Origin of the sequence: Streptomyces sp. NPDC050674, assembly GCF_040654575.1 — a bacterium.
Classification (GTDB): Bacteria; Actinomycetota; Actinomycetes; order Streptomycetales; family Streptomycetaceae; genus Streptomyces.
Genome location: NZ_JBFAIG010000016.1, coordinates 105,314 through 129,986, shown reverse-complemented (window position 1 = coordinate 129,986; position 24,673 = coordinate 105,314). Strand labels below are relative to the sequence as shown.

Below are 24,673 nucleotides of genomic sequence, written 5' to 3'. Positions count from 1 at the left end.
TCCGGGGGGCGCGGAAAGCCGTGCGATCGGCCCCCGCGCCCGCGGCCGAACACCTACGACGCCAACGCCTCCTCGTTGCTGCGAGGCTCGGTGACGCGGACCTCCGGCACCTCGCGATGCGCGGGGTCCCGCACCTCCCCGACCAGCAGCTCCAGCACGTCCTCCAGCGCGACCAGTCCGAGCACCTTCCCGGACCTGTCGGCCACCTGGGCGAGGTGCGTGGCCGCGCGGCGCATCACGGTCAGCGCGTCGTCCAGCGGCAGCTCGGAGCGCAGGGTCGTCATGGAGCGCCACAGGTGCTGCGGGACGGCCCGGTCCGAGTCCTCCAGGTCGAGGACGTCCTTGACGTGCAGATAGCCCATGAACACGCCGTTGTCGGCGGCGACCGGGAACCGTGAGTAGCCCGTGCGGGCCGTGAGCTCCACGATGCGCCCGGGGGTGACCGAGGGGCTGACCGTCACCAGGGACTCGCGCTTGAGCAGGACGTCCGTCACGGGGCGGGAGCCCAGCTCCAGGGCGTCCTCCAGTCGTTCGGCCTCCTCCGGGTTGAGCAGACCCGCCTGGCCGGCGTCCTCCACCAGCCGGTTGAGCTGCTCGCTGGTGAAGACGGCCTCCACCTCGTCCTTGGGCTCGACGTGGAAGAGCCGCAGGATGCCCTGGGCGCAGGCGCCGAGGGCGGCGGTGATGGGCTTGCAGAAGCGGGCGAACCAGACCAGGCCCGGGCTGAGCCACAGCGCGGCCTTCTCCGGGGCGGCCATCGCCAGGTTCTTCGGGACCATCTCGCCGATGACGAGGTGGAAGAAGACCACGGCGGCGAGGGCGATCACGTAGGTCAGCGGATGGATCACGCCCTCGGGCAGGTGGATCCGCTCGAAGACCGGCTCCAGCAGATGCGCGACGGTCGGTTCGGCGACCGCGCCGAGGGTCAGCGAGCAGACGGTGATGCCGAACTGGGCCGCCGCCATCATCTGCGGCAGCCGCTCCAGACCGTAGAGGACCTGGCGGGAGCGGGCGGTGCCGAGCGGTTCGATCTGGCTGCGGCGGACGGAGACCAGCGCGAACTCGGCGCCGACGAAGAAGCCGTTGGCGAGCACGAGCAGCGCTGCGAAGAGAAGCTGGAGCACGCTCATCGGACGGCCTCCGCCAGGGAGACGACCGGAGCGGTCCGCACCAGCCGGACCCGTTCCGCGCGGTAGTGGCCGACCTGGCGCACCGAGAGGCGCCAGCCGGGCAGCTCCGCCTTGTCGCCGACGGCCGGGATACGGCCCAGCAGGTCGGCGATCAGGCCCGCGACGGTCTCGTAGGGGCCCTCGGGCGCTTCGAGGCCTATGCGCCGCAGGGTGTCGACCCGGCAGCTGCCGTCGACGTCCCAGGCGGGCCTGCCGTCCTCAGGCGGCGCGGCCGCCAGCTCGGGCAGGTCGTGTCCGTCGTGCTCGTCGCGGACCTCGCCGACGAGTTCCTCGACGATGTCCTCCAGCGTGACGACGCCCGCGGTGCCGCCGTACTCGTCGACGACGACCGCGATGGGCTGCTCGCTGCGCAGCCGGGCGAGGAGGGGCTGCACGGGCAGCGTCTCCGGCACGAGCAGCGCCGGGCGGGCGATGCGTCCGACGGGGGTGCGCAGCCGGTCCTGGACCGGCACGGCCAGGGCGTCCTTGAGGTGGACCATGCCGACGACCTCGTCGATCCTCTCGCGGTAGACGGGGAAGCGGGACAGGCCGGTGGCCCGGGTCAGGTTGACCACGTCCTCGGCGGTGGCCGAGGACTGCAGGGCGCTGACCTTCACGCGCGGCGTCATCACGTGCTGCGCGGTCAGCTCGGCCAGGGACAGGGTCCGCACGAACAGGTCGGCGGTGTCCTGTTCCAGGGCGCCGGCCCGGGCCGAGTGGCGGGCCAGGGAGACGAGTTCGCCGGGGGTGCGGGCGGAGGCCAGCTCCTCTGCGGGTTCGATGCCCAGGGCGCGCACCAGCCGGTTGGCGACGGCGTTGAGCGCGGCGATGACCGGCCGGAACAGCCGGGCGAAGACGTGCTGCGGGCCCGCGACGAAGCGCGCGACCTGAAGCGGCCTGGACACCGCCCAGTTCTTGGGCAGGAGCTCGCCGATCACCATCTGCACGGCGGAGGCCAGCAGCATGCCGATCACGACCGTGACACCGGAGACGGCTCCCGTGGGGACGCCGACCGCGGTGAACGGTCCGTGCAGCAGCTCGGCGAGCGCCGGTTCGGCGAGCATGCCGACGACCAGCGAGGTGATGGTGATGCCGAGCTGGGTGCCGGAGAGCTGGAAGGACAGTTCCTTGAGCGATTCCACGACACGGTGGGCGCGCCGGTCGCCCTCGGCGGCGGCCTTCTCGGCCTCCGGGCGCTCGACCGTCACGAGTCCGAACTCGGCCGCCACGAAGAATCCGTTGGCGAGAATCAGCAGGAACGCGGCTGCCAGGAGCAGCAGGGGGGTGGTCATGATGCCGCCGCCTCCACACGGTCGCTTACCCCGGCAACGGGGTCCGCGCTATGTCGGCAGGGGGCGGCGCAGGTACTGCAGGACGATCCGTCCATCGCCGGAAGGGGTCACTCCTCGGTTAGCAGGAGCCCCTGGCGCACCGGGCGGGGCGGCAGGGGCGGAGGCGCGTCCGTTCGCGCCTTCCGGAAACAGATTAATCAAGACATGGCCCGATGCGGCAGGGTGACCGCCTCGAGGATCTCTCCGAGTCAGCTCTGACGCCGCTCGGGGTCCGTCACCGAACGGGCCTCGACGAGCGCCCGCAGCGCCCGGGCATCGGCGATCGCGCGCTGCTTGGCCAGGCCCGGCTGGATGCCCAGAGCGGGCAGGCTGGTGCCGTCGCTGAGGTTGAGGAACACCCAGGGGTCGCCGGGCCGGAGGGTCACCTGGAGGATCTCCGCCCACTCCAGCCGGCGCTTGTTCGTGAGATTGACAACAGTGACGCCGTCCTCGTCGGCGACGACCTTGGGCCGTGCGAGGAGCAGCAGCACGGCGTCCAGCAGGAGCGCCGTGAGGACGAAGCTGACGCGCTCTCCGGGGCTGAGCTGCTCGAGCAGCATCGCCACGGCCGTGATCACCACGAAGACGGCGACGGCCGCGCCGAGCAGCACCGCACGAGTGCTGCCCGGCCGGAACGTGACGGGCAGGGTGGGCAGATCGGACATCTCGCGTACGCCCCTCAGAGACGGCAGGCGTGGATGGCCGTGGTCAGGATGGCCCGGGCACCGATGTCGTACAGGTCGTCCATGATCCGCTGGGCTTCCTTGGCGGGGACCATCGCGCGCACGGCGACCCAGCCCTCGTTGTGCAGCGGGGAGACGGTCGGGGACTCCAGGCCGGGGGTGAGGGCGACGGCCTTCTCCAGCTGCTCGACGCGGCAGTCGTAGTCCATCATCACGTACGTCCGGGCGACCAGGACGCCCTGGAGGCGGCGCAGGAACTGCTGGACCTTGGGGTCGTCGGGGTCCGCGCCGGTGCGGCGGATCACCACGGCCTCGGACCGCATGATCGGCTCGCCGGCGACCTCCAGGCCCGCGTTGCGCAGGGAGGTGCCGGTCTCGACGACGTCGGCGATGACCTGGGCGACGCCGAGCTGGATGGCGGTCTCGACGGCGCCGTCGAGGTGGACGACGGAGGCGTCGATGCCGTGCTCGGCGAGGTGGGCCGCGACGATGCCCTCGTAGGAGGTGGCGATCGTCTTGCCGGTGAGGTCCGCCAGGCCGCTGATCGTGCCGGGCTTGGTGGCGTAGTGGAAGGTGGAGCGGGCGAAGCCGAGGGCGAGGATCTCCTCGGCGTCGGCGCCGGAGTCGATGAGCAGGTCGCGGCCGGTGAGGCCGATGTCGAGCTGCCCGGAGGCGACGTAGATGGCGATGTCGCGGGGGCGGAGGTAGAAGAACTCGACCTCGTTCACCGGGTCGACGATCCGCAGTTCCTTGGACTCCCGGCGCTGCTGGTAGCCGGCCTCATGCAGCATCTCCGCCGCAGGGCCTGACAGGGAACCCTTGTTGGGGACGGCGATGCGCAGCATGAGGTCGGCTTCCTTTGCGTGGTGGCGTGCGGGGACGGGTGCGGCTTACAGGTGGGCGTAGACGTCGTCGAGGGAGATGCCGCGGGCGACCATCATCACCTGGACGTGGTACAGCAGCTGCGAGATCTCCTCGGCGGCGGCTTCCTTGCCCTCGTACTCGGCGGCCATCCACACCTCGGCGGCCTCTTCGACGACCTTCTTGCCGATGGCGTGGACGCCCTTCCCGACCAGTTCTGCGGTGCGGGAAGTGGCGGGATCGCCCTGGGCGGCCTTGTGCTGGAGCTCGGTGAAGAGCTCCTCGAACGTCTTCTTGGACATGGTGACGCTCAGCCTATGCCACACACGGCTTTCGTCAGTGCCAGGGTTCGGATACTGAGCGGAGGGTCGCCGCGGTCGCCACCGCCGCCGTCACCGCCTCGTGCCCCTTGTCCTCGCTGGAGCCCTCGATCCCGGCACGGTCCAGGGCCTGCTCCTCGGTGTCGCAGGTCAGTACGCCGAAGCCGACGGGGACGCCGGTGTCGACGGAGACCTGGGTGAGGCCCTGGGTGACGCCCTGGCACACGTACTCGAAGTGGGGGGTTCCGCCGCGGATGACGACGCCGAGGGCGACGATCGCGTCGTAGCCGCGGCCGGCGAGGACCTTGGCGACGACCGGGAGCTCCCAGCTGCCGGGGACCCTGAGCAGGGTCGGCTCGTCGATGCCCAGGTCGTGCAGGGCGCGCAGGGCGCCGTCGACCAGGCCGTTCATCACCTTCTCGTGCCACTGGGCCGCGATGACGGCGACCCTGAGGTCACCCACATTGCGTACGGACAGCTCCGGTGCACCCTTGCCGCTCACGTTGCTCCCTCTGTGCTTCGTTACTGGTTGCCGCAGGCCGGCACGGTGGTCGTGTCCAGCCAGGGCAGGTCGTGGCCCATCCGGTCCCGCTTGGTGCGCAGGTAGCGGAGGTTGTGCTCGCCGGCGCTCACGGGCATCGGCACGCGGGCCTTGATCGCGATGCCGTGGCGGAGGAGCGCGTCGGTCTTGTCGGGGTTGTTGGTCAGCAGCCGGACGCCGCGCACGCCGAGGTCGGCGAGGATCCGGGCGCCCGCCGCGTAGTCGCGGGCGTCGGCGGGCAGGCCGAGTTCGAGGTTGGCGTCGAGGGTGTCGCGGCCGCGCTCCTGGAGTTCGTAGGCGCGCAGCTTGGACATCAGGCCGATGCCCCGGCCCTCGTGTCCGCGCAGGTAGACCACGACGCCCCGGCCCTCGTCCTGGATGCGGGCGAGGGAGGCGTCCAGCTGGGGGCCGCAGTCGCAGCGGGCCGAGCCGAAGACGTCGCCGGTGAGGCACTCGGAGTGGACCCGGACGAGGACGTCCTGGCCGTCGCCGATCTCGCCGTGCACGAGGGCGACGTGCTCGACGCCGTCGACGGTGGAGCGGTAGCCGTAGGCGGTGAAGGTGCCGTGGGCGGTGGGCAGTTGAGTCCTGGCCTCGCGGCGGACGGTGGGCTCGCTGCTGCGGCGGTAGGCGATCAGGTCCTCGATGGAGATGATCGTCAGGCCGTGCTTGCGGGCGAAGGGGATCAGCTCGGGCAGGCGCAGCATGGTGCCGTCCTCGCCGGCGATCTCGACGATCGCTCCGGCCGGGCGCAGGCCCGCGAGGCGGGCGAGGTCGACGGCGGCCTCGGTGTGGCCGTTGCGCGTGAGGACGCCGCCGGGCCGGGCGCGCAGCGGGAAGATGTGGCCGGGGCGGACGAAGTCGCCGGGCCCCGAGACCCCGTCGGCGAGCAGCCGGAGGGTGGTGGCGCGGTCGGAGGCGGAGATGCCGGTGCTCACGCCGTGGGCGGCGGAGGCGTCGACGGAGACCGTGAACGCGGTCTTCATCGACTCGGTGTTGTCCTCGACCATCTGCGGGAGCTTCAGCCGGTCCAGCTCGTCGCCCTCCATGGGGGCGCAGATCAGGCCTCGGCACTCGCTCATCATGAAGGCGACGATCTCGGGGGTCGCCTTCTCGGCGGCGATGACGAGGTCTCCCTCGTTCTCCCGGTCCTCGTCGTCGACGACCACGACGGGGCGGCCGGCGACGATGTCGGCGATGGCCTGCTCGACGGGGTCGAGAGCAAAGATCTCCACGTCGTCGGAGCCGTACAGGGCGGTGGCGGGTGACGGATGGGCGGTCATGCCGGCGCTCCTTCCAGGGTGGGTCGCGCGCTCCGGCGCGAGCGAAGCCACCAGTCGCGCATGCCCCACAGGACGAGCGCGCCGTAGATGACGTAGACGAAGCCGGAAAAGGCGTAGCCGTTGGCGAAGTTGAGGGGCACGCCGACGAGGTCGACGAGCAGCCAGGCGAACCAGAACTCGACCATGCCGCGGGCCTGGGCGTACATGGCGACGACGGTGCCGACGAAGATGTAGGCGTCCGGCCAGGGATCCCAGGACAGGGCCGGGTACGCCGTGAAGAGCAGTGCCACCCCGACGGTGCCGGCGGCGGCCGCCGCGGCCATCGTGGCGCGCTCGCGCCAGGTGGCGAACCGGACGGCGATGTGTCCGTCCTCGCCCTGCCCCTTGCCGCGCTGCCACTGCCACCAGCCGTACAGGGCGACCAGCATGACGACCGCCTGCTTGCCGGCGCTGCCGGTGAGGTGGCCGAAGAAGGCGCCGAAGAGGATGAGGCCGGCCAGGAACTGCACGGGCCAGGTCCAGATGGAGCGCCGCCAGCCGAGGGCGAGGGCCGCGAGGCCGAAGAGGTTGCCGATCATGTCGGACCAGAGGATGTGCTGGCCGAAGAGGACGAACGCCTCGGAGTTCAGCGTGTTCACCGGGTCGCCCCCTGCGCGCGGTCGCCGAGCATCCGCTCGACGTACTTGGCGATGACGTCCACCTCGAGGTTGACCGGGTCACCGGGCTGCTTGTGGCCGAGCGTGGTCAGGGCGAGGGTGGTGGGGATGAGGCTCACGGTGAAGTGGTCCGGGCCGGCGTCGACGACGGTGAGGCTGATGCCGTCGACGGTGATGGAGCCCTTCTCGACGACGTACCGGGTGAGGTCGGCGGGCAGGGAGATCTTCACGATCTCCCAGTTCTCCGAGGGCTTGCGCTCCAGGATCTCGCCGGTGCCGTCGACGTGGCCCTGCACGATGTGCCCGCCGAGGCGTTCGCCGACGGCCATGGGGCGTTCGAGGTTGACGCGGGATCCGGCCTTCAGGGCACCGAGGCTGGAGCGGTTCAGCGTCTCGGCCATGACGTCGGCGGTGAACTCGTCGCCCTCGTGGTCGACGACCGTGAGGCAGACCCCGTTGACGGCGATCGAGTCGCCGTGCTTGGCGCCTTGGGTGACGACGGGGCCGCGCAGGCGGAAGCGACAGGCGTCGTCGAGGTTCTCGACGGCGGTGACCTCGCCCAGCTCTTCGACGATTCCGGTGAACACTTCCCGGGTCCTCCTGCCTCTTCGGGCACGGACTCCGGGGCTGCCGATGACGGCAGAAGATACGAGCAGGACACCAAGGACGACGCCGGACGGAGTCCGCCGACGAAGGCGGACTTCTGGGCGGCGCGCACGGATGCCCGCTCGCCGCGCACTGCCTCCCATCCGGACTTTAACCGTCGGTCCAGGAATTTCACCTGGTCAACCGGTCGCTGGAGGCGACCGGGTCGCGGACTGTAACCGCCGGTTCGGACTTTCACCGACCCCGGAGTGCGCTGCTATTGGTACACGGCCAGTGTGCCACGCCTGATCCACGTTCAGAGGGGCGAGGTGTGTGGGCTGTCTCACAGAACGTGCCGCCTCCTTGCCGGAGCGCGACCGGCGGCTCAACTTCCGCATCGACCCGGCCCGTTGAGGCTCCTCATTGGTCCACACCTATTGACGGGTGGTCTAGTCCTTTCTAGGGTCGGCGTCAGAGCCGACCGGCCCCCACCGACCGGCCCGGCGGCGGTGACGACGGCCCTTGCCCGCCGTCGGGCCTTCCCAGGCGCGCCCGCTCCCCCGGTGCGAACAGCTCCTCCTGAGCCTGGTCACGCGCCGACAGCAGCGCGCCGCGCAGGACGGCGCCGCCGCCGAGTGTGGTGGCGCGCACCTCCGTGGGCAGCGGCGTCATGCGGGCGATCCGGTCCTGCACGCGGGCGGCGAGCTCATCGCCGCCCGCCTGCCCGACCTCCCCGCCGAGGACCACACACCCGGGGTCCAGGATGGCGACCACCGAGGCGACACCGACGGCCACCCGGTCGGCGAGGACGTCGAGGAAACGGGCGGCGGGTGCACTGCCGTGTGCAGGTTCCTCCGCCACCGGGCCCGTCCGTCCCGGCAGGGCCGCACCCCGCACCCGGCCCACCGCCTCCCGCACCACACCGGCGGCCGCCCGCACCACGCCCACCGCCGAGACCTCCTGCCCCGCCGGGGCCGCGACACCGCACCGGGCCGCCAGGTCCACCACGGCCGCCGACGCGGCCAGGGAGTGGAAGCCGCCCTCGCAGTCCGTCGAGGTCGGCAGTGCCCTCGTGCCCGGGACCGGGAGGAAGCCGATCTCGCCGGTGCCACCCGAGGCGCCGCGGCGCAGACCGCCGTCCAGGACCACGGCCGCTCCCGTTCCGTGACCCAGCCACAGCAGGACGAAGGTGTCCCGGTCCCGGGCCGCCCCGTCGCGCTGTTCGGCCACCGCCGCGAGGTTGGTCTCGTTCTCGACGCTGACGCGGGCCTCGGGCAGCCGTTCCTGGAGCGTGGCGACGAGCCGGCGGTGCCACTCCGGCAGCCCGGTGGAGTCACGCAGTTCACCGCTGGCGGGGTCGATGAGACCGGGCGCCCCGATCCCCACGGTGTGCAGGCGATCGGCACCGGCCTCCTTGACCGCGCACTCCACCAGGGTGACCGCCTGCTCCACGGCGGGGCCGGTCCCCGTGTCGCCACCGATGGGCACCGAAGCCTCGGCCAGCACCCGGCCCACCAGGTCGGCGACGGCCACGGCGACGCCCTCGGTGCGGACGTCGAGGGCGGCCAGGTGGGCCCGGTCGGCGACGATGCCGTAGACCTTGGCGTTCGGACCGCGCCGCTGCTCCCCCGTCTCGCCGACCACCGTGATCAGTCCGGCGGCCGTGAGGCGTTCGACGAGGTCGGCGACGGTCGGCCGGGACAGACCGGTCAGCTGCTTCAACCGCCCTGCCGTCAACGGGCCTTCCTGCTGGAGCAGACGCAGGGCGAGCCGGTCGTTGATGGCCCGGGCGGTGCTCGGGGATGCGGGCATGCCGGGATCCTTCCAGATCGGCGGGACCGTCGGCCGTGCCCGCCGGGGAGACCCTCTTATTATCAGGCAGGGTTCCTGATAGTTTACGCGCGGACCAGCCACGAGCACGGCAGAGACCCGGAGGGGGACCGCAGAATGGGCAACGTGGTCGACGAACAGCGCGAGGTGAGGCGGTCGCGGTACGCCGTGGCCGCCGTCTTCGCCGTGCACGGCGCCGTCACCGGCTCGTTCGCGACCCGCGTGCCCTGGATCCAGGATCACGCGGGCGTGAGCGCGGGCCAGTTGGGGATCGCGCTGGCCTTCCCCGCGCTCGGCGCGTCCGTGGCGATGCCGCTCGCCGGCAGCATCAGCCACCGCTTCGGCGCCCGCAACGCGCTGCGCGGTCTGATCGCCCTGTGGACGCTGTCGCTGGTCCTGCCGTCCCTCGCCCCGAACCTGCTGACGCTCTGCCTGGCCCTGTTCACGTACGGCGCTACGGCGGGCATGGCGGACGTGGCGATGAACGCGCTGGGGGTCGAGGTGGAGAACCGCCTCGGCCGGTCGATCATGTCCGGGCTGCACGGCATGTGGAGTGCGGGGACCCTGGTCGGCTCGGCGGCCGGCACGCTCGCCGCCCACCTGGGCTCGGACGCCCGGCTGCATCACGTCCTGGCCGCGGCGATCCTCACCGCCGTCGGCGTGCTGTCCTGCCAGTGGGTGCTCGACCTCCAGCCCGCTGAGGACGAGGAGCCGCCGCCGCGGTTCGCACTGCCGCCCCGCTCGGCGCTGCTCATCGGCGCGATCGGGTTCTGCGCGGTGTTCGCGGAGGGCGCGAGCCTGGACTGGTCGGCGGTGTACCTGCGCGAGCAGCTGGAGACCTCGCCCGGTCTCGCCGCGGCCTGCACGACCGGCTTCACACTCACCATGGCCGTCGCCCGGCTCGCCGGTGACAAGATCGTGGACCGCTTCGGGGCCGTGCGCACGGTGCGGGCGAGCGGTGTGTTCGCCGTCCTCGGCGGGCTGCTGATCGTCCTGGCGGACCATCCGGCGGTGGCCATGAGCGGGTTCGCGCTGATGGGGCTCGGCATCGCCGTCGTCGTACCGCTGTGCTTCGCGGCGGCGGGCCGCAGCGGCGCCAACCCGAGCCTGGCCATCGCGGGCGTCGCGACCATCACCTACACCTCGGGGCTGGTCGCGCCGAGCGCGATCGGCATGCTGGCCCAGGCGACCAGCCTGATGGTGTCGTTCTGCCTCGTGACGGCGCTGTCGTGCGGCCTGGTGGCGTTCGCGGGGGTGCTGCGCCCCGGCGAGCGAACGAAGATCGGCCACCCGGACACGGCGGTCGCCGACCAGCGCCCTTGAACGGGCCGGTCCTGAACCGGCCGGGTCCTGCGTCGGCCCGGTCCTGAGCCGGCCGATCCGGAGTCGGCCGGGTCCTGCGTCGGCCTGGTCCTGAGCCGGCCTCGGTCGTGACCGACACGCGAGCTGAGCCGACGTGGGGCGTCGGCCGACGGCGGCTCTGAGCCGGCCCGCTCGTGACCGGCCCACCCCGTGCCGGGCCCCCGACCCGGCACGACACCAGAACACCCCGGTCACCCCCACACGCAGCCCACCCCGACAATGGTCCGGACACTCGCACGTACGACGAAAGCGAACCGCACCATGGATCTCGGCGTCCGCTGGAAACTGCACGGCGACGGGCGCACCCCGGCGCCCGGCGCGGTGGTCCGCCCCGACGAGCGGCTCTCCTGGCCGCGCACGGCCGGGCTCGGTGCCCAGCATGTCGTCGCCATGTTCGGGGCGTCCTTCGTGGCCCCGGTCCTGATGGGTCTGGACCCGAACCTCGCGATCATGATGTCGGGCGTCGCGACCGTCGTGTTCCTGCTCGCCACCCGGGGCAGCGTGCCGAGTTACCTGGGGTGCTCTCTGTCCTTCGTCGGTGTGGCGGCCGTGATCCGCGCGCAGGGCGGCAGCAGCGCGACCGTCACCGGCGCGGTGTTCGTCGTCGGGGGCGCGCTGTTCCTGGTGGGGCTCGCCGTGCGGCGGTTCGGGGCGCGGATCATCCATGCCGCGATGCCGCCGATCGTGACCGGCGCGGTGGTGATGCTGATCGGCTTCAACCTGGCACCGGTGACGGCCTCGACGTACTGGCCGCAGGACCAGTGGACGGCCCTGCTGGTGATGCTGTTCACCGGTCTGGCGGTCGTCTGTCTGCGGGGTTTCTGGTCCCGGATCGCGATCTTCCTGGGGCTGGTCTTCGGGTACGGCATCTCCTGGGTGTTCGACCTGGTCTTCGGCAAGATCCACTCGGTGGACGCGAGCGGCAGGCTCACCGACCACTGGCGGCTGGACCTGTCCGGCGTGGGGACGGCCGACTGGATCGGGCTGCCGAGCCTGCACGCCCCGTCGTTCGAGTGGTCGGCGATCCTGGTCGCCCTGCCGGTCGTCATCGCGCTGGTCGCGGAGAACGCCGGGCACGTGAAGGCGGTCGGTGAGATGACCGGCGACTCGCTGGACGACAAGCTCGGTACGGCGATCGCGGCCGACGGCGTCGGCTCGATGCTGTCCACCGCGGTCGGCGGCCCGCCCAACACCACGTACTCCGAGAACATCGGCGTGATGGCCGCGACCCGCGTGTACTCGACGGCCGCCTACTGGGCCGCCGCCGGTTTCGCCCTGCTGTTCGGCCTCTGCCCGAAGTTCGGGGCGGTCGTGGCGGCGATCCCGGGTGGGGTGCTCGGCGGCATCACCGTCATCCTGTACGGCATGATCGGCCTGCTCGGCGCGCAGATCTGGATCAACGCCGAGGTGGACTTGCGCAATCCGCTGAACCTGGTCCCGGCCGCCGCGGGCATCATCATCGGTGTCGGCAACGTCTCCCTGAAGTTCACCGACACGTTCTCGTTGAGCGGCATCGCGCTCGGCACGATCGTCGTCATCACCGGCTACCACGCCCTGCGGGCCTTCGCCCCGGCCCACTTGAAGACGCAGACGCCGCTGCTGGACGAGGGCACCTCCTCCTACGACGACGCCAAGTCGTAGGCGTAGGACGCGGTGAACGTCCCGGGGCTGCCCTTGCAGCCGTCCGACTCCCCCGGCAGCTTCACCCACAGGTAGGCGTCGATGCGGGCCTCGCCGGTGGTCAGGGTCGGTGACCGGCCGAGCGCCCGGCCCGCCGGATCGCACCACTGGCCGTCGGGCGGGGCGCCGTTGCCGTTGCGGCTGGTGTCGATCACGGCGCCGAGGCTCGCCGGTCCGCCGAGCGCGTCGAGGACCCGCCGGTCGTAGGCGACCTCGTCGGCGGTGGTGTGGAAGTTGGAGACGTTGCTGAAGATCCCGTCGGACGCCTCGGGCGAGGCGGCACCGGCCTGCCGGAGCCAGGCGGCCTGCTTGCCGGGCGCGTTCCAGCCCGAGTGTCCCGCGTCGAAGTACACCCGGGCCCGGGGGTTGGCGGCCTTCAGGACGCGGCCGGCCCGGGCCAGCGAGGCGAAGCGGTCCGCGCGGTCACCGGCGGAGAGGCACTCGGTCTGGGCGACCGAGTCCGGCTCCAGGACGACGACGACCTCGCCGGAGCCCAGCCCCGCCGCGAACCGGTCGATCCAGGCGTCGTAGGCGTCCAGGTCGGGCGCCCCGCCTTGGGAGTGGCCGCCGCAGTCCCGGCCGGGGATCGCGTAGGGCACCACGACGGGCACCCGGCCCAGCGCGGCTCCGCCCGAGGTCACCGCGGCGACCCGGGCGGTGACGGTCTGCGGGGAGTAGTCGGCGAACCAGACCGCCGCCGGCTGCTCGGCGATACGGGACGCGATGACCGCCTGCCGGGGGTCGCCGGCATGGGAGCGGACCCATTCCAGCACCTGGGAGTCGGGGTGGCGGTACAGCCGACCGGCCACGGTGGTGGCGCGCTCCCGCTTCTTCTCGGTCCTCGGCGGCGCGGAGCTGCGCGTACGGCGCGCGGTCGGCGACGGCGAGGGGGTGGCGGACGGGTCGGCGGCCGGCGCGGAGGACGACGGCACGGCCGGCAGGGGCACCGGGTGCGGCGACGCCGACACCTGGGGCGGCGCGGCCTCGTTTGGGGCCCGCCGGTCGTCGAACGCGGCGAGGACCCCCGCGACCGCGCCGGCCGCGACCACGAGCGAGGCCGTCGCGACCATGGCGGCGCGCCGGGCGGCCCGCCTGCGCTCGGCCTTGCGGGCGGCCAGGCGCCGGGCGCGCGAGCCTGACACGGTGCTGCTCCCCCTCCCCCTGCGGCGGGCGGTGTTCCCCCGTTTCGGGGAAGCGCCGGGCCCGCCGGTACCTCCGCCAGCCTAGAGCTGCGACTCTGCCCGCATGCCGCGATGCGAACAAGTCCCCCCAGCCGTGGACACTCCGGTCGACGCAGTGATCTCCCGGATGCGCGCGCTCCGGGACGGCCTGCATCCCAGGGACGGGGTGGCGGTCTTCAACGGCGTCTACCTCGCCGTGACGGAGGCGGTGGACCGCTGCGTCGACACCGGGCGGTTCGCGGACACCCACGCCGCGATCACGCTGGACGTACGGTTCGCGCAGCGGTATCTGGAGGCCGTCGAGACGGTGGCCGACGGGGGGCGTCCGCCCGCCTGCTGGCGGCCGCTGTTCCAGTTGCGCCGCCATCCCGGGGTACGGCCGTTGCAGTTCGCGCTGGCGGGCATCAACGCGCACATCGGGCACGATCTCGCGCTGGCCGTCGTGGACACCTGCCGTACGCTCGGCTGCGCACCCGTCGATCTGGAGGACGAGTTCGACATGGTGGGCGATCTCCTCGTGTCGCTGGAGGAGCGCATCCGCGACGATCTGATGCCGGGCCCCGACCTGTTCCGGATCGCGGACCCGCTGACCCATCTGCTCGGCTCCTGGAGTCTGGAGCGGGCCCGGGACGCCGCGTGGACGGCGGCCCGGGCGCTGTGGGTCCTGCGTGAACTCCCCGATGTGGCGGAGGAGTTCACGGAACGCCTGGACACGGCGGTGGGCTTCGCGGGGCGCATGCTGCTCACACCGCTGGCCGGACCGCCGCTCCGGGGCTAGTCCTCCGGCAGCTCGACGGGCGCGATCTCGTCGTAGAGGTCGCCGGGGCCCGGGTTGGTCGGGTCGGTGGTGCCGCCGAGGTGGTGCATGACGCCCCAGACGGCGTTGAGGGCGGTCTGGATGGCGCCCTCGGCCCAGCCGGCCGTCCAGGAGATGTCGTCGCCGGCGAGGAAGATGCCGCGCTTGTCCTCGGGCAGCCGGTCCTGCATGAAGTGCGTGAACAGGCGCCGCTGGTAGCGGTAGTGGCCGGGCAGGTTGGCCTTGAACGCGCCCATGAAGTAGGGCTCGTTCTCCCAGGAGACGGTCACCGGGTTGCCGATGATGTGCTTGCGGATGTCGACCTTGGGATAGATCTCGCCGAGCGACTTCAGCATGACCTCCATCCGCTCGTTCGCGGACAGCGGCAGCCACTTCAGGCTGTCGTCGCACCAGGTGTAGGACAGGCAGATCACGGCGGGCTTGTCCGGGCCGTCGTCGAGCAGGTAAGTGCCGCGCGTCATGCGGTCGGTGAGCGTCATCGACATGACGTCCCGGCCGGTGTCCTCGTCCTTGTCCAGCCAGAACGGGCGGTCCACCGGCACGAAGAGCTTCGAGGACTCCATGTAGTGGGTGCGCTCGATCGCGGTCCAGTGGTCGATCGGGAAGAGCGAGTCGTCGCAGGCGATCTTCGACAGCAGCATCCAGGACTGGGCGGTGAAGATGGCCGCCTGGTAGGTGCGGATGTCGCCGCGGGCGTCGGTCACCGTGATGCGGTTGCCGGCGGTGCGGTGCAGCCGGGTGACGGCCGGGCGCGGCTCGCCGCCCTCGTGCAGGTTCGCGAGCGAGGTGCCGAGCGGCCAGTGGACGATCTTCTGCGGCTCGCGCTCCCACAGGCGCAGCGGCAGCTGCTGGGAGCCGCCGACGATGCCGCGGTGGTGGTCGTCGGCCTCGGTGTAGACGACGCGCAGGATCTCCAGGATCGAGTTGGGGAAGTCGGTGTCCCAGCCGCCCGTGCCGAAGCCGACCTGGCCGAAGATCTCCCGGTGCCGGAAGGACTTGAACGCCTCGGAGTCGCAGAGGAAGCCGTAGAACGTCTGGTTGTCGAGCTTCTCGACGAGCTTGGACCAGATCTCGCGGATGCGCGGCACGTCCCGCTCGCGCAGGGCGCGGTTCATGTCGGAGAAGTCGGCGCCCTCCTCCAGGCACCGGCCCCAGGCCTCGGCGACGTCCCGGTAGACCTGCGGCAGGTCCTCGATGGTCTCGGCGTAGTGCGACTCGCCCTTGAGGTCGACGACGGTCGAGGGGGTCGCCTCGGCCAGGGGGTTGGGGAAGGGCCGGGTCTCGAGACCGACGAGGTCGATGTAGTGCTGGAGGGCCGTGGAGGACGGCGGGAAGCGCATCGCGCCCATCTCGGCGGTGAGGGACTCGTCGCAGCCGTCGAAGCCCACCGTGCGCAGCCGGCCGCCGATCTGGTCGGCCTCGTACACGACCGGCTTGAGGCCCATCTTCATCAGCTCGTACGCGGCGACGATGCCGGACAGGCCGCCGCCGATGACGGCGACCTCCGTGCCGTGCTCGGTCGCGGGTATCTGCCCGAGACCGGCCGGGTGGGCGAGGAAGTCGTCGTAGGCGTAGGGGAAGTCCGGGCCGAACATGGTGATCGGCGGCTGCTGCGCGTCAGCGTGCTCGACGGCGTTGGGCACGGTGGACGTCATGGGGTACGGACTCCTTGCACGGGTACGAACGGGCGGTTCAGGGGGCGTCAGACGAGCGGCCGGTACAGGCCGGGCCGCCGGTCGCTCAAGTACGGGTTGGCCTCGCGCGAGGCGGCGACGAAGGCGGGGTCGACGTCGGCGAGGAGGAGGTCCTCACCGCGCCCGGCCCGGGTGCGGGCGATCCCGTCGGGGCCGGCGAGCGTGGACAGGCCCACGAACTCGAACTCGCCTTCCTGGCCGACCCGGTTGACGTACGCGACGTACATCTGGTTCTCGAAGGCCCGCACCGGGATCATCGACTCGGCGACGAACTGGAACGGGTGCATCTGCGCGGTCGGGACCACCAGCAGGTCGGTGCCGGCCAGGGCGTGGGCGCGGACGTTCTCCGGGAACTCCACGTCGTAGCAGATGAGGATGCCGACGCGCACGCCGCCGATCTCGGCCTGGACGACCGGCTGGTCACCGGGTGTGAAGTGGTCGCGCTCGAAGCAGCCGAAGAGGTGGGTCTTGCGGTAGTTGGCGAGCCGGGTGCCGTCGGCGGAGATCAGCTGGGCGGAGTTGAACACGGTGTCGCCGGCCCGCTCGGGGTAGCCGTAGGCGATCGCCAGGCCGTGGTTCGTGGCGATCTCGGCGATCGCGTCCGCGCAGTCGCCGTCGGCGGGTTCGGCGAGCCGTCCGATGCCGTCGCCGATCGCGTAGCCGGTCAGGAACATCTCCGCCGTGACGAGCAGCCCGGCACCCGCGGCAGCGGCCCGGCCCGCGGCCTCGTCGAGGACCTTCAGGTTCTCGACGGTCGAGCCGGGGCGGCCGGAGCTCTGGAGCAGGGCGGTGCGCATGCGTGATCCTCACCGGGCGAAAGGGGTCGGAGGGCCCACGGGTCGTTGAAGGGGCCACATAGACGGTACGGGCGGCTGACCAGGGCGGACAAGCAGGAGCCGTTGCGCGCCGGTGAACGGTTCATTGCGTACGTGCCGGGCCGGGCGGCGATTCGTTGCGCGCCCCGGGGTCGTACCCGGCTCCTCCTGGGCGGGCAGGCCCGCTCCGTCTCCCCCGCCGTATGGCGGAGGCGGGGTCCCGCCCCGAGCGCGATGTCCGTGCCACGTCGGGCCGGGAGAGTGAGAGCTGTCCATCCGACCTGCGGAAAGGAACGCAATGAAGCGCTTCACGAAGATCGTCGTGCTGGGGTCCGCGCTGCTGCTCACGGCCGGGGCGGCCTCGGCGGCGACCGCGTCCGACACTCCCCGGCAGCGGGAGGCCGCGGCCCTCACCGGCACCGCCAAGCTGTACCGCTCGGCAGGGGACGACATCACGTTCTCCTTCGACGCCCATCTGGCCGCCCGGGACACCGCCGATCCGATGAAGGCCACCGGCACCTTCGAGTTCAGCCACTACCTGAACGGCGAGGGCGCCCGGGCGAAGGTGAAGGTCGACTGCCTGGTGACCGGCGGCAAGGTGGCCGTCGTCTCCGGCGTCGTCACCGAGTCCGATCTCCCGGGCGCCGAGGGCAAACGGGTCGGCGTCACCGTGCACGACCTCGGACGCCACGACCGGCTCGGCTACAGCTGGGCGTCCACGGGCAGTCCCGCCGAGACGGAGGGCCTGCCCAAGTGCGTGAGCTCCGCCCCCTTCGAGAAGGTCAGGAAGGGGACGGGCGACTTCACGGTCGTGCCGTGGCGGCCCGAGATCTAGCCAGCGCCAGGGCCGTCACGAGGTAGGGAATCGCGAGGACCGCGAAGACGGTGCTGTGCGCCAGGCCGGTGCCGAGCATGGCGTACACACCGAACGTGGCGACCGTGGCCAGCTCGGTGCCCAGGCTCGCCACGGAGGTGAGGGTGGCCCGGCGGGACTCGTCGATGCGGTGCTGAAGACGGACGTCGGCGAGCACCTCGGCCAGCTGGAACCCGGCGAAGGCGAGGCTCACGAGGGCCACACCGGCCAGGGAACGTGTCAGGGCCCCCAGGGCCAGGGCGAGGGCGGCACCCGCGAGCAGCACCGCGAGCCCGGTCGTGCCGAGGCGTTCGGCCGGGCCGGTCAGCAGGCTGCCGAGGGTGACGCCCGCCCAGATCAGCATGATCAGGTAGGGCACCGTCGCGTCGGAGACGCCGAGGTCCCGGACCAGCAGCGGTGTGTACTCGTCCAGCGCGCCCCACACCGCGGCCACGGCGGGCACCAGCAGCAGGGCGCCGCGCACGCCACGGTCCCCGCGCATCTGGGCGAGTCCGGCGCGCACGGTCGTCGCCCAGCTGTCGCCGGGACCCTCGGGCCGCGCGCGGTGCTCCGGGAACCGGGTCGCGGTGAGAGCGGTCAGCACACAGGACAGAACACCGGCGGCACCGGCCGCCGCGTAGCCGCCGTGGGCGAGGACGGGCCCCGCAAGGCCCATGGAGGCCACCGTGCCCAGCAGCCGCGCCGCCCTGGCCCGGCCCATGACGCGCGCGTAGCGGCCGGCGGCGCCGAGCCGGTCCAGCTCGTCGTAGACCAGCGCCTCCAGAGCGCCGGAGCCGAGCGCCCCGCCCGCGCCCCACAGGACGAATCCGGCCGCGAACGCCCCGTACGACGGGACGGCCACCCACAGCGCGAAGCCGGTGGCGGTGAGCAGCGGGCCGATCCACAGCAGCCTGCGGCGCGACATGGTGTCGGCCCAGGCTCCGGAGGGGACCTCCAGCAGCACGGCGGTCACCGACCACAGGGCGAACAGGGAGGAGATCTGCCAGAGCGACATCCCGGTGTCGGCGAACAGCAGCGCGTACACCGGGTAGAGCAGGACGAAGTCGTCGAGGAACGCGTAGCCGTACAGCGTGGCCGCCAGCCGCCGGACGCCGGTGGCGGGCACGCGTGCGGGTGAGAGTGTCATGGGGCCTTCCCGGAAGGACGGATCGGACGCCGGAGGTACGGCGGCCGAGGCGGTCCTCGGGAGGCACGGCTGGTGGATCAATGTCGCCGGGTCATGACACCCAGGCTAGAGCTGCCGCGTGCACGGGGCCACGGAGTTACGTGGGCGAGCCCGACGAGAAGCGCCGCAGCAGCGGCGAGAGCACGAGCACGGACTTGGTCCGCTCGACGAAGGGCTCCCCGGCGATCCGCTCCAGGACCCGTTCGAAGTGGCGCATGTCGGAGGCGAAGACCTGGGCGATCGCGTCCGCGTCCCCGGTGACGGTGGAGGCGGCCACGACCTCCTGGTAGCGCTCCAGGCCCCGCTGGATGGTCTCCGGGGAGGTGTTCCCGCGGCAGTAGATCTCGACGAACCCCTCGGTCTCCCAGCCGAGGGCGCCCGGGTCCACGCGCACGGTGAAGCCGGTGATGGCTCCGGTGGCCCGCAGCCGGTCCACGCGCCGTTTCACGGCGGGCGCGGACAGGCCGACGAGCGAGCCGATGTCGGCGTAGGAGCGGCGGGCGTCCTCGGCGAGGGCGTGCACGATGCGTTCGTCGAGATCGTTCAGCACAGTGGGTTGATCACTTTTCGGATGGCGCGAGTCGGGAACGGCGGTAGCCGTACCCGAAGTAGAACACGAGACCCACGGCCATCCAGACACCGAAGACGACCCAGGTCACGGTCGACAGGCTGCCCATCATCCAGAGGCAGAAGGCGAAGCCCAGCGCGGGCAGGACCGGGGACAGCGGCACCCGGAAGGTGCGGGGCATGTCCGGCTGCGTGCGGCGCAGCACCACGACGGCCACGTTGACGAGGGCGAAGGCGAACAGGGTGCCGATGCTGGTGGCGTCGGCGAGCTGCCCGAGCGGGATCGCGGCGGCCAGGACCCCGCAGAACAGGGAGACGATCAGGGTGTTGGCGCGCGGGGCGCCGGTCTTCGGGTGGACCTTGGCGAACACCTTGGGCACGAGGCCGTCGCGGGACATGGCGAACAGGATGCGGGTCTGCCCGTACAGCACGGTCAGGACGACGCTCGCGATGGCGATGACGGCGCAGAACGCCAGCAGCGTGCCCCAGAAGGTCTGCCCGGTGACCTCGCGCATGATCTGGGCGAGGGCGGCCTCGGAGTCGGTGAAGTTCTTCCACGGCTTGGCGCCGACGGCGACGGCGGCGACGAGGACGTACAGCGCGGTGACGATGACCAGCGAGAGCATGATCGCGCGGGGCAGGTCGCGCTGGGCGTTCTTGGCCTCCTCACCGGCGGTGGAGGCGGCGTCGAAGCCGATGTAGGAGAAGAACAGCGTGGCGCCGGCGGCGCTGACCCCGGCCATGCCGAGCGGCATGAAGTTCTCGTAGTTGCCGGAGCGGAAGCCCTGCACGCCGATGGCGCAGAACATCACCAGCGCGGCGATCTTCACGACGACCATGACGGTGTTCGCGCGGGCCGACTCGCGGGCGCCGCCCAGCAGGAACGCCATGGCGAGCAGCACGACGATCAGCGCCGGCAGGTTGAACACGCCGCCGTCGCCGGGCGGGGCGGACAGGGCGTCGGGGATGGTGACGCCGATGGTGCCGTCGAGGAGTTCGTTGAGGTACTCGCCCCAGCCGACGGCGACGGCCGCGACCGACACGCCGTACTCCAGGACCAGGCACCAGCCGCATATCCAGGCGACCAGCTCACCCATCGTTGCGTACGCATACGAGTACGAGGAGCCGGCGACGGGGATGGTGCCCGCGAGCTCGGCGTAGGACAGGGCCGAGAACAGGGCGGTGAGGCCGGCGATGACGAAGGAGAGCGTGACGGCCGGGCCCGCCTTCGGGACGGCCTCGCCGAGGACGACGAAGATGCCGGTGCCGAGGGTGGCACCGATGCTGATCATGGTGAGCTGCCACAGCCCGAGGGTGCGGCGCAGCGACCCTCCCTCACCCTGGCCACCCTCTGCCACCAGGCGTTCCACGGGCTTGCGGCGCATGAGGCGCGCGCCGATCCCAGGGGACGCGGAAGCGGCTGTCTGGCCTTGGTTCTGCGGGGGTGCGCCTTGGTCGAGCACGCGCTGGCTCCTTTTCGCTGCCGGTCAGGGCGGCGGGGACCGGGGGCGCCCTTGAGCAGGGACCCACCGAGCGGAGTCCCCGCCACGCCACGTACGAGGCGACAGCCTATGAGCAACGGCGTTGCTGTCGAAATGCAGCAACCTTGCGCATCCCCGCAAGATCATTGCGTTCCCCGGGGCTGGACGGGTGTTCGTTGCGGGGCGGCTGTCGACCGTTGCACAGGGGCCCTCAGAGGGCCTTCACGAGGAACACGCAGGGGTCGGCCCGCTCCTGCCGAACGCCGTCGGGATCCAGCTGGGCCCAGCGGTCGACGTACGCCACGGTGGGCCGGTATCCCAGTCGGGCGTAGAGCGCCGCCGCGCGGGAGTTGCCGTCGCCGACGCCGAGACCCATCACATCGATCCCGCGCTCGCGCGCCAGCCGCTCGGCGGCGTGCACGAGTGCGGCTCCGACGCCCCGGGAGCGGAGCGACGCGGGCCAGACGAGGAGACCGTTGATCTCCGGGCATCCCGGCTGCGCGGCCCGCACCTCGGGCGCCTCGCAGCCGGTCCAGCGGACCTCCGCGTGGCCCACGGGTCTGCCCTCCAGCCACGGGATCAGGTACGTGCTCTCCCCCGCCCGCTGCCGTGCGAAGCGGGCGGCGTGGCTGCCGTCGGCGCTGTGCGACGGCATGCGGCGCTCCAGCGCCTGAAGGTCCTCGGCCCTGCACTCGGCGATCTCCATGCGCCGACGGTAGGGCCCGCGCACGCGCTACGGCCCCCGCTTTTTCCCGCAGGGCGGGGGGACGGGGGCCGTACGGCGGGGCGTTGGGGCCGCCGTCAGTTCCAGCTGGCGTGCAGCGGCTTGCCCTCGGCGTAGCCGGCGGCGCTCTGGATGCCGACGATGGCCTTCTCGGCGAACTCCTCCAGGGAGCCGGCACCGGCGTAGGTGCAGGAGGAGCGGACGCCCGCGATGATCGAGTCGATCAGGTCCTCGACGCCCGGGCGGGCCGGGTCGAGGAACATGCGGGAGGTGGAGATGCCCTCCTCGAACAGCGCCTTGCGGGCCCGGTCGTACGCGGACTCCTCCGAGGTGCGGTTGCGCACGGCCCGGGCGGACGCCATGCCGAAGGACTCCTTGTAGGCGCGGCCCTGGGCGTCGTGCTGGAGGTCGCCCGGGGACTCGTAGGTGCCCGCGAACCAGGAGCCGACCATCACGTTGGAGGCGCCGGCCGCGAGGGCCATGGCCACGTCACGGGGGTGGCGGACGCCGCCGTCGGCCCAGACGTGCTTGCCGTACTTCTTCGCCTCGGCGGCGCACTCCAGGACGGCGGAGAACTGCGGCCGGCCGACGCCGGTCATCATGCGCGTGGTGCACATGGCGCCCGGCCCGACACCGACCTTGACGATGTCCGCGCCCGCCTCGATCAGGTCGCGCACACCCGCGGCGGCGACCACGTTGCCCGCGACGATCGGCACCTGCGGGTCGAGGTCGCGCACCAGCTTCAGGGCGCTGATCATCGACTCCTGGTGACCGTGCGCGGTGTCGATGACGAGGGCGTCGACCCCCGCGTCGAGCAGCTGCTGCGCCTTGCCGGCGACGTCGCCGTTGATGCCGACGGCGGCGGCGACGCGCAGCCGCCCCTGTGCGTCGGTGGCCGGCGTGTAGAGCGTCGCGCGCAGGGCGCCCTTGCGGGTGAGGATGCCGGCGAGGGTGCCGTCCTGGTTGACCGCGGGGGCGTAGCGGCGGTTGGCGTGGTCGAGGGTGTCGAAGGCCTCGCCCGGGTCCATGTCGGCGTCGATGAGCAGCAGGTCCCGGGACATGACCTCGGCGAGCTGCGTGAAGCGGTCCACGCCGGACAGGTCGGCGTCGGTGACCACGCCGACCGGCTTGTGGTTCTCGTCGACGACGACACCGGCGTCGTGCGCCCGCTTGGGCAGCAGGGCCAGGGCGTCCGCGACGGTCTGGTGCGGGGACAGGATGATGGGGGTGTCCAGCACGAGGTGCCGGCTCTTCACCCAGGAGACGACGTCGGTGACGACGTCGTTCGGGATGTCCTGCGGTATCACCACGAGGCCGCCGCGGCGGGCCACGGTCTCGGCCATGCGGCGGCCGGCGATGGCGGTCATGTTGGCGACGACGAGCGGGATGGTGGTGCCCGTGCCGTCCGGGGAGCTGAGGTCGACGGCCTGCCGTGAGCCCACCGAGGAGCGGCTCGGCACCATGAAGACGTCGTCGTACGTCAGGTCGTACCCGGGCTGTATGTCATTGAGGAAACGCACGTGCTGCACATCCCAGTCGATCAGAGGTGACCCCCGGACCGGCCGGCCAGGGGGAAAGAGCACGTACTTCATTCTCCCATGGCCGACGGCCGAACTACCCCCAGCAGATCATCCAGGCTGGTCAGGGGGCCTCTCGGAGGATTCTCCAAGGCCGAGGGTGACGAACAGCCCGGGGCCCCGGTCCGTCGCCTCGGCGAAGATCTCCTCGGCGACCTGCCACTCGTCGGGCCGCGTCTCGGCGTACGTCCGCCAGCCCCGGACGACGACGAGCAGCCCCCGCTCCCCGGCCTCCTCGGGCCAGAGGGCGGGGTCGGCCAGGCAGTCGGCGAGGGCGTCCCAGTTGCGTCCGAACCAGTCGGGCAGGGCCAGGTCACGGGCGCAGCGGTCCATCAGGCCCGCCTTGTCCGTGACCCCGTCGAGGTCCAGGACGAGCACGATCCGGCCCGCCGGGTCGTGCACGCCGTGCGCCTGACCGGCCACCCGTCAGACTCCGTCCGGGTCGGACCGGTTGAGCGCGGGCTTCGGCGCCGGTCCGGCCGTCATCAGGTAGTCCGCCGCGGACGTGTCCGTCACCAGGCTGGTGACGAGCCCGGAGCGCAGCACCGCGTCGATCGCGGGCCCCTTGCGCTGCCCGCCTGCGATCGCCACGACCTCGGGGATACGGCGGAGCTGGTCGGCCTTGACGGTGATGCACCGCTCACCCAGGTCCCGGCCGACCCGGCGGCCGTCGGCGTCGAAGAGGTGCGCGGACATCTCGGCGGCGACACCGAGGGAGGCGTAGTGCGCACGCTCCTCGTCGCTCAGCATGTCGTGCACCGTGGAGATGCCCGGCTCCCAGGAGCCGATGGAGACACAGGCGACGGTGACCTTGTCGAAGTGCTCGAAGGCCCGGGCGATGCCCGTCTGGTTGCGCAGCGCCGCGGCCGTGGCCGCGTCGGGCAGCAGCATGGGCGCGTAGATGGGGTGGGCGTCCCCGCCGGCCACCTGGGCGGCGCGGCGCACGGCCTCGACCGAGCCGCGTTCGGCGGTCCCGGCGTCGTACACGCCCGTCAGCTGCACCACCGTGCACGGCGGCAGCCGGTCGAGCGCCGCCGCCATGTGGATGGTGGAGCGGCCCCAGGCCAGGCCGAGGACATCTCCTTCGTCGACCAGTTCGCCGAGCAGGTCGGCGGCCACTTCTCCCAGGTTCTCGGGGTCGGGCGTCTCCTCGGCCTCGGCCGGGGACTCGACCACGACGGCGTGCCTGAGGCCGTAGCGGGCGCGGAGCGCGTCCGAGCGCTCGGCGTCCAGCTCGGCGGGCACACGGATCTCGATCCGGACGAGATCCCGTTCGAGGGCGGTCTCCAGGACCCGGGCCACTTTGAAGCGGCTGACGCCGAACTCCTCCGCGATCTGGATCTTGGACTTGCCCTCGAGGTAGAAGCGGCGGGCCATGGCCGCCGCCTGCACCAGCTCAGCGGGTCCCATCCGCATGGCTGACCGGCCCGCCGACATACCCGACACGGCGTTCTCCTCACTGCTGTTCACACTCTGG

The 24,673-nt window shown here is 72.0% G+C and carries 24 protein-coding genes and 1 riboswitch; of the genes, 4 read left to right on the top strand and 20 right to left on the bottom strand.

Translation table 11 applies throughout. From position 1 onward, the window contains the following. Positions 1–53: 53 nt before the first annotated feature. From AB0I06_RS25460 to AB0I06_RS25415, 10 genes are all read right to left on the bottom strand, one after another. Positions 54–1,130 carry a hemolysin family protein gene (locus tag AB0I06_RS25460; RefSeq protein ID WP_363121153.1) on the bottom strand — a complete coding sequence of 359 codons (1,077 nt, stop codon included), beginning with the start codon at positions 1,128–1,130 and terminating at the stop codon, positions 54–56. Further along, a complete protein-coding gene (locus AB0I06_RS25455; protein WP_363121152.1) occupies positions 1,127–2,461 on the bottom strand; it encodes a hemolysin family protein in 1,335 nt (444 codons plus the stop codon). The genes AB0I06_RS25460 and AB0I06_RS25455 overlap by 4 nt, the downstream gene beginning before the upstream one ends. 248 nt (positions 2,462–2,709) lie before the next feature. Further along, on the bottom strand, positions 2,710–3,165 hold the full coding sequence (locus AB0I06_RS25450; RefSeq protein ID WP_363121151.1) for a PH domain-containing protein: 456 nt from the start codon (positions 3,163–3,165) through the stop codon (positions 2,710–2,712). A 14-nt stretch (positions 3,166–3,179) separates the two neighbouring features. Continuing rightward, entirely contained in the window at positions 3,180–4,028 is an 849-nt protein-coding gene (gene hisG, locus AB0I06_RS25445) for an ATP phosphoribosyltransferase (protein ID WP_363121150.1), read from the bottom strand. A 45-nt stretch (positions 4,029–4,073) separates the two neighbouring features. Further along, complete coding sequence (locus tag AB0I06_RS25440) at positions 4,074–4,346, bottom strand: phosphoribosyl-ATP diphosphatase (RefSeq protein WP_019983911.1); 273 nt, start codon at positions 4,344–4,346, stop codon at positions 4,074–4,076. A gap of 34 nt (positions 4,347–4,380) precedes the next feature. Continuing rightward, the gene (gene ribH / locus AB0I06_RS25435) at positions 4,381–4,866 is read right to left on the bottom strand and encodes a 6,7-dimethyl-8-ribityllumazine synthase (RefSeq protein WP_363121149.1); all 486 of its coding nucleotides are present in this window, start codon (positions 4,864–4,866) and stop codon (positions 4,381–4,383) included. Positions 4,867–4,886: 20 nt separating this feature from the next. Next, entirely contained in the window at positions 4,887–6,188 is a 1,302-nt protein-coding gene (locus AB0I06_RS25430; RefSeq protein WP_363121148.1) for a bifunctional 3,4-dihydroxy-2-butanone-4-phosphate synthase/GTP cyclohydrolase II, read from the bottom strand. After that, positions 6,185–6,826 (bottom strand): nicotinamide mononucleotide transporter family protein, encoded by a 642-nt coding sequence (locus AB0I06_RS25425; RefSeq protein ID WP_363121147.1) that lies wholly within the window; start codon positions 6,824–6,826, stop codon positions 6,185–6,187. Before AB0I06_RS25425 ends, AB0I06_RS25430 begins: the two co-directional genes overlap by 4 nt. After that, positions 6,823–7,431 (bottom strand): riboflavin synthase, encoded by a 609-nt coding sequence (locus tag AB0I06_RS25420; RefSeq protein ID WP_363121146.1) that lies wholly within the window; start codon positions 7,429–7,431, stop codon positions 6,823–6,825. Before AB0I06_RS25420 ends, AB0I06_RS25425 begins: the two co-directional genes overlap by 4 nt. A 144-nt stretch (positions 7,432–7,575) precedes the next feature. Next, a riboswitch (FMN riboswitch) is annotated at positions 7,576–7,706 on the bottom strand. Between the two features lie 194 nt (positions 7,707–7,900). Continuing rightward, positions 7,901–9,241: an ROK family transcriptional regulator gene (locus tag AB0I06_RS25415; RefSeq protein ID WP_363121145.1), complete on the bottom strand. Its 1,341-nt coding sequence runs from the start codon at positions 9,239–9,241 to the stop codon at positions 7,901–7,903. A gap of 135 nt (positions 9,242–9,376) precedes the next feature. Here AB0I06_RS25415 and AB0I06_RS25410 point away from each other — a divergent pair, with 135 nt between their 5' ends. Next, positions 9,377–10,582: an MFS transporter gene (locus AB0I06_RS25410; RefSeq protein WP_363121144.1), complete on the top strand. Its 1,206-nt coding sequence runs from the start codon at positions 9,377–9,379 to the stop codon at positions 10,580–10,582. 300 nt (positions 10,583–10,882) lie between these two features. Beyond that, positions 10,883–12,262, top strand: a complete 1,380-nt coding sequence (locus AB0I06_RS25405) for a solute carrier family 23 protein (protein WP_363121143.1) — start codon at positions 10,883–10,885, stop codon at positions 12,260–12,262. Here AB0I06_RS25405 and AB0I06_RS25400 read toward each other — a convergent pair. Continuing rightward, positions 12,241–13,371: a glycoside hydrolase family 6 protein gene (locus AB0I06_RS25400; RefSeq protein ID WP_363121204.1), complete on the bottom strand. Its 1,131-nt coding sequence runs from the start codon at positions 13,369–13,371 to the stop codon at positions 12,241–12,243. The genes AB0I06_RS25405 and AB0I06_RS25400 overlap by 22 nt on opposite strands. 175 nt (positions 13,372–13,546) lie before the next feature. Here AB0I06_RS25400 and AB0I06_RS25395 point away from each other — a divergent pair, with 175 nt between their 5' ends. Then, complete coding sequence (locus AB0I06_RS25395; protein WP_363121142.1) at positions 13,547–14,260, top strand: DUF5995 family protein; 714 nt, start codon at positions 13,547–13,549, stop codon at positions 14,258–14,260. Here AB0I06_RS25395 and AB0I06_RS25390 read toward each other — a convergent pair. Both AB0I06_RS25390 and AB0I06_RS25385 read right to left on the bottom strand, forming a co-directional pair. Next, the gene (locus AB0I06_RS25390; RefSeq protein WP_363121141.1) at positions 14,257–15,954 is read right to left on the bottom strand and encodes an NAD(P)/FAD-dependent oxidoreductase; all 1,698 of its coding nucleotides are present in this window, start codon (positions 15,952–15,954) and stop codon (positions 14,257–14,259) included. The two genes, AB0I06_RS25395 and AB0I06_RS25390, sit on opposite strands and share 4 nt — an antisense overlap. A 47-nt stretch (positions 15,955–16,001) precedes the next feature. Continuing rightward, positions 16,002–16,790, bottom strand: coding sequence for a carbon-nitrogen hydrolase family protein (locus AB0I06_RS25385; protein ID WP_363121140.1), 789 nt, complete (start codon positions 16,788–16,790; stop codon positions 16,002–16,004). A gap of 316 nt (positions 16,791–17,106) precedes the next feature. Between AB0I06_RS25385 and AB0I06_RS25380 the strand changes: the two genes are divergently transcribed. Next, entirely contained in the window at positions 17,107–17,643 is a 537-nt protein-coding gene (locus tag AB0I06_RS25380; protein ID WP_363121139.1) for a Repetin, read from the top strand. On the opposite strand, the gene AB0I06_RS25375 is transcribed toward AB0I06_RS25380, so the two are convergent. The 7 genes from AB0I06_RS25375 to AB0I06_RS25345 form a co-directional block, all read right to left on the bottom strand. Continuing rightward, positions 17,612–18,808 (bottom strand): MFS transporter, encoded by a 1,197-nt coding sequence (locus AB0I06_RS25375; protein ID WP_363121138.1) that lies wholly within the window; start codon positions 18,806–18,808, stop codon positions 17,612–17,614. The genes AB0I06_RS25380 and AB0I06_RS25375 overlap by 32 nt on opposite strands. 136 nt (positions 18,809–18,944) lie before the next feature. Beyond that, positions 18,945–19,397, bottom strand: a complete 453-nt coding sequence (locus AB0I06_RS25370) for an Lrp/AsnC family transcriptional regulator (RefSeq protein WP_104778814.1) — start codon at positions 19,395–19,397, stop codon at positions 18,945–18,947. A gap of 10 nt (positions 19,398–19,407) precedes the next feature. Further along, complete coding sequence (locus tag AB0I06_RS25365) at positions 19,408–20,877, bottom strand: amino acid permease (RefSeq protein WP_363121137.1); 1,470 nt, start codon at positions 20,875–20,877, stop codon at positions 19,408–19,410. Between the two features lie 229 nt (positions 20,878–21,106). Next, entirely contained in the window at positions 21,107–21,601 is a 495-nt protein-coding gene (locus AB0I06_RS25360) for a GNAT family N-acetyltransferase (RefSeq protein WP_363121136.1), read from the bottom strand. A gap of 95 nt (positions 21,602–21,696) precedes the next feature. Further along, entirely contained in the window at positions 21,697–23,139 is a 1,443-nt protein-coding gene (locus AB0I06_RS25355; protein ID WP_363121135.1) for a GuaB1 family IMP dehydrogenase-related protein, read from the bottom strand. A gap of 108 nt (positions 23,140–23,247) precedes the next feature. Beyond that, complete coding sequence (locus tag AB0I06_RS25350) at positions 23,248–23,619, bottom strand: barstar family protein (protein WP_363121134.1); 372 nt, start codon at positions 23,617–23,619, stop codon at positions 23,248–23,250. A 3-nt stretch (positions 23,620–23,622) separates the two neighbouring features. Next, positions 23,623–24,666: a sugar-binding domain-containing protein gene (locus AB0I06_RS25345; RefSeq protein WP_363121133.1), complete on the bottom strand. Its 1,044-nt coding sequence runs from the start codon at positions 24,664–24,666 to the stop codon at positions 23,623–23,625. Positions 24,667–24,673 lie beyond the last annotated feature (7 nt).

Bases quoted from the DNA above. Each gene is read 5' to 3' on its own strand.
- AB0I06_RS25460 (WP_363121153.1), bottom strand. From the start codon at position 1,130: ATGAGCGTGCTCCAGCTTCTCTTCGCAGCGCTGCTCGTGCTCGCCAAC.
- AB0I06_RS25455 (WP_363121152.1), bottom strand. From the start codon at position 2,461: ATGACCACCCCCCTGCTGCTCCTGGCAGCCGCGTTCCTGCTGATTCTC.
- AB0I06_RS25450 (WP_363121151.1), bottom strand. From the start codon at position 3,165: ATGTCCGATCTGCCCACCCTGCCCGTCACGTTCCGGCCGGGCAGCACT.
- hisG (WP_363121150.1), bottom strand. From the start codon at position 4,028: ATGCTGCGCATCGCCGTCCCCAACAAGGGTTCCCTGTCAGGCCCTGCG.
- AB0I06_RS25440 (WP_019983911.1), bottom strand. From the start codon at position 4,346: ATGTCCAAGAAGACGTTCGAGGAGCTCTTCACCGAGCTCCAGCACAAG.
- AB0I06_RS25430 (WP_363121148.1), bottom strand. From the start codon at position 6,188: ATGACCGCCCATCCGTCACCCGCCACCGCCCTGTACGGCTCCGACGAC.
- AB0I06_RS25415 (WP_363121145.1), bottom strand. From the start codon at position 9,241: ATGCCCGCATCCCCGAGCACCGCCCGGGCCATCAACGACCGGCTCGCC.
- AB0I06_RS25410 (WP_363121144.1), top strand. From the start codon at position 9,377: ATGGGCAACGTGGTCGACGAACAGCGCGAGGTGAGGCGGTCGCGGTAC.
- AB0I06_RS25405 (WP_363121143.1), top strand. From the start codon at position 10,883: ATGGATCTCGGCGTCCGCTGGAAACTGCACGGCGACGGGCGCACCCCG.
- AB0I06_RS25400 (WP_363121204.1), bottom strand. From the start codon at position 13,371: ATGGTCGCGACGGCCTCGCTCGTGGTCGCGGCCGGCGCGGTCGCGGGG.
- AB0I06_RS25395 (WP_363121142.1), top strand. From the start codon at position 13,547: ATGCCGCGATGCGAACAAGTCCCCCCAGCCGTGGACACTCCGGTCGAC.
- AB0I06_RS25390 (WP_363121141.1), bottom strand. From the start codon at position 15,954: ATGACGTCCACCGTGCCCAACGCCGTCGAGCACGCTGACGCGCAGCAG.
- AB0I06_RS25385 (WP_363121140.1), bottom strand. From the start codon at position 16,790: ATGCGCACCGCCCTGCTCCAGAGCTCCGGCCGCCCCGGCTCGACCGTC.
- AB0I06_RS25380 (WP_363121139.1), top strand. From the start codon at position 17,107: ATGAAGCGCTTCACGAAGATCGTCGTGCTGGGGTCCGCGCTGCTGCTC.
- AB0I06_RS25375 (WP_363121138.1), bottom strand. From the start codon at position 18,808: ATGACACTCTCACCCGCACGCGTGCCCGCCACCGGCGTCCGGCGGCTG.
- AB0I06_RS25360 (WP_363121136.1), bottom strand. From the start codon at position 21,601: ATGGAGATCGCCGAGTGCAGGGCCGAGGACCTTCAGGCGCTGGAGCGC.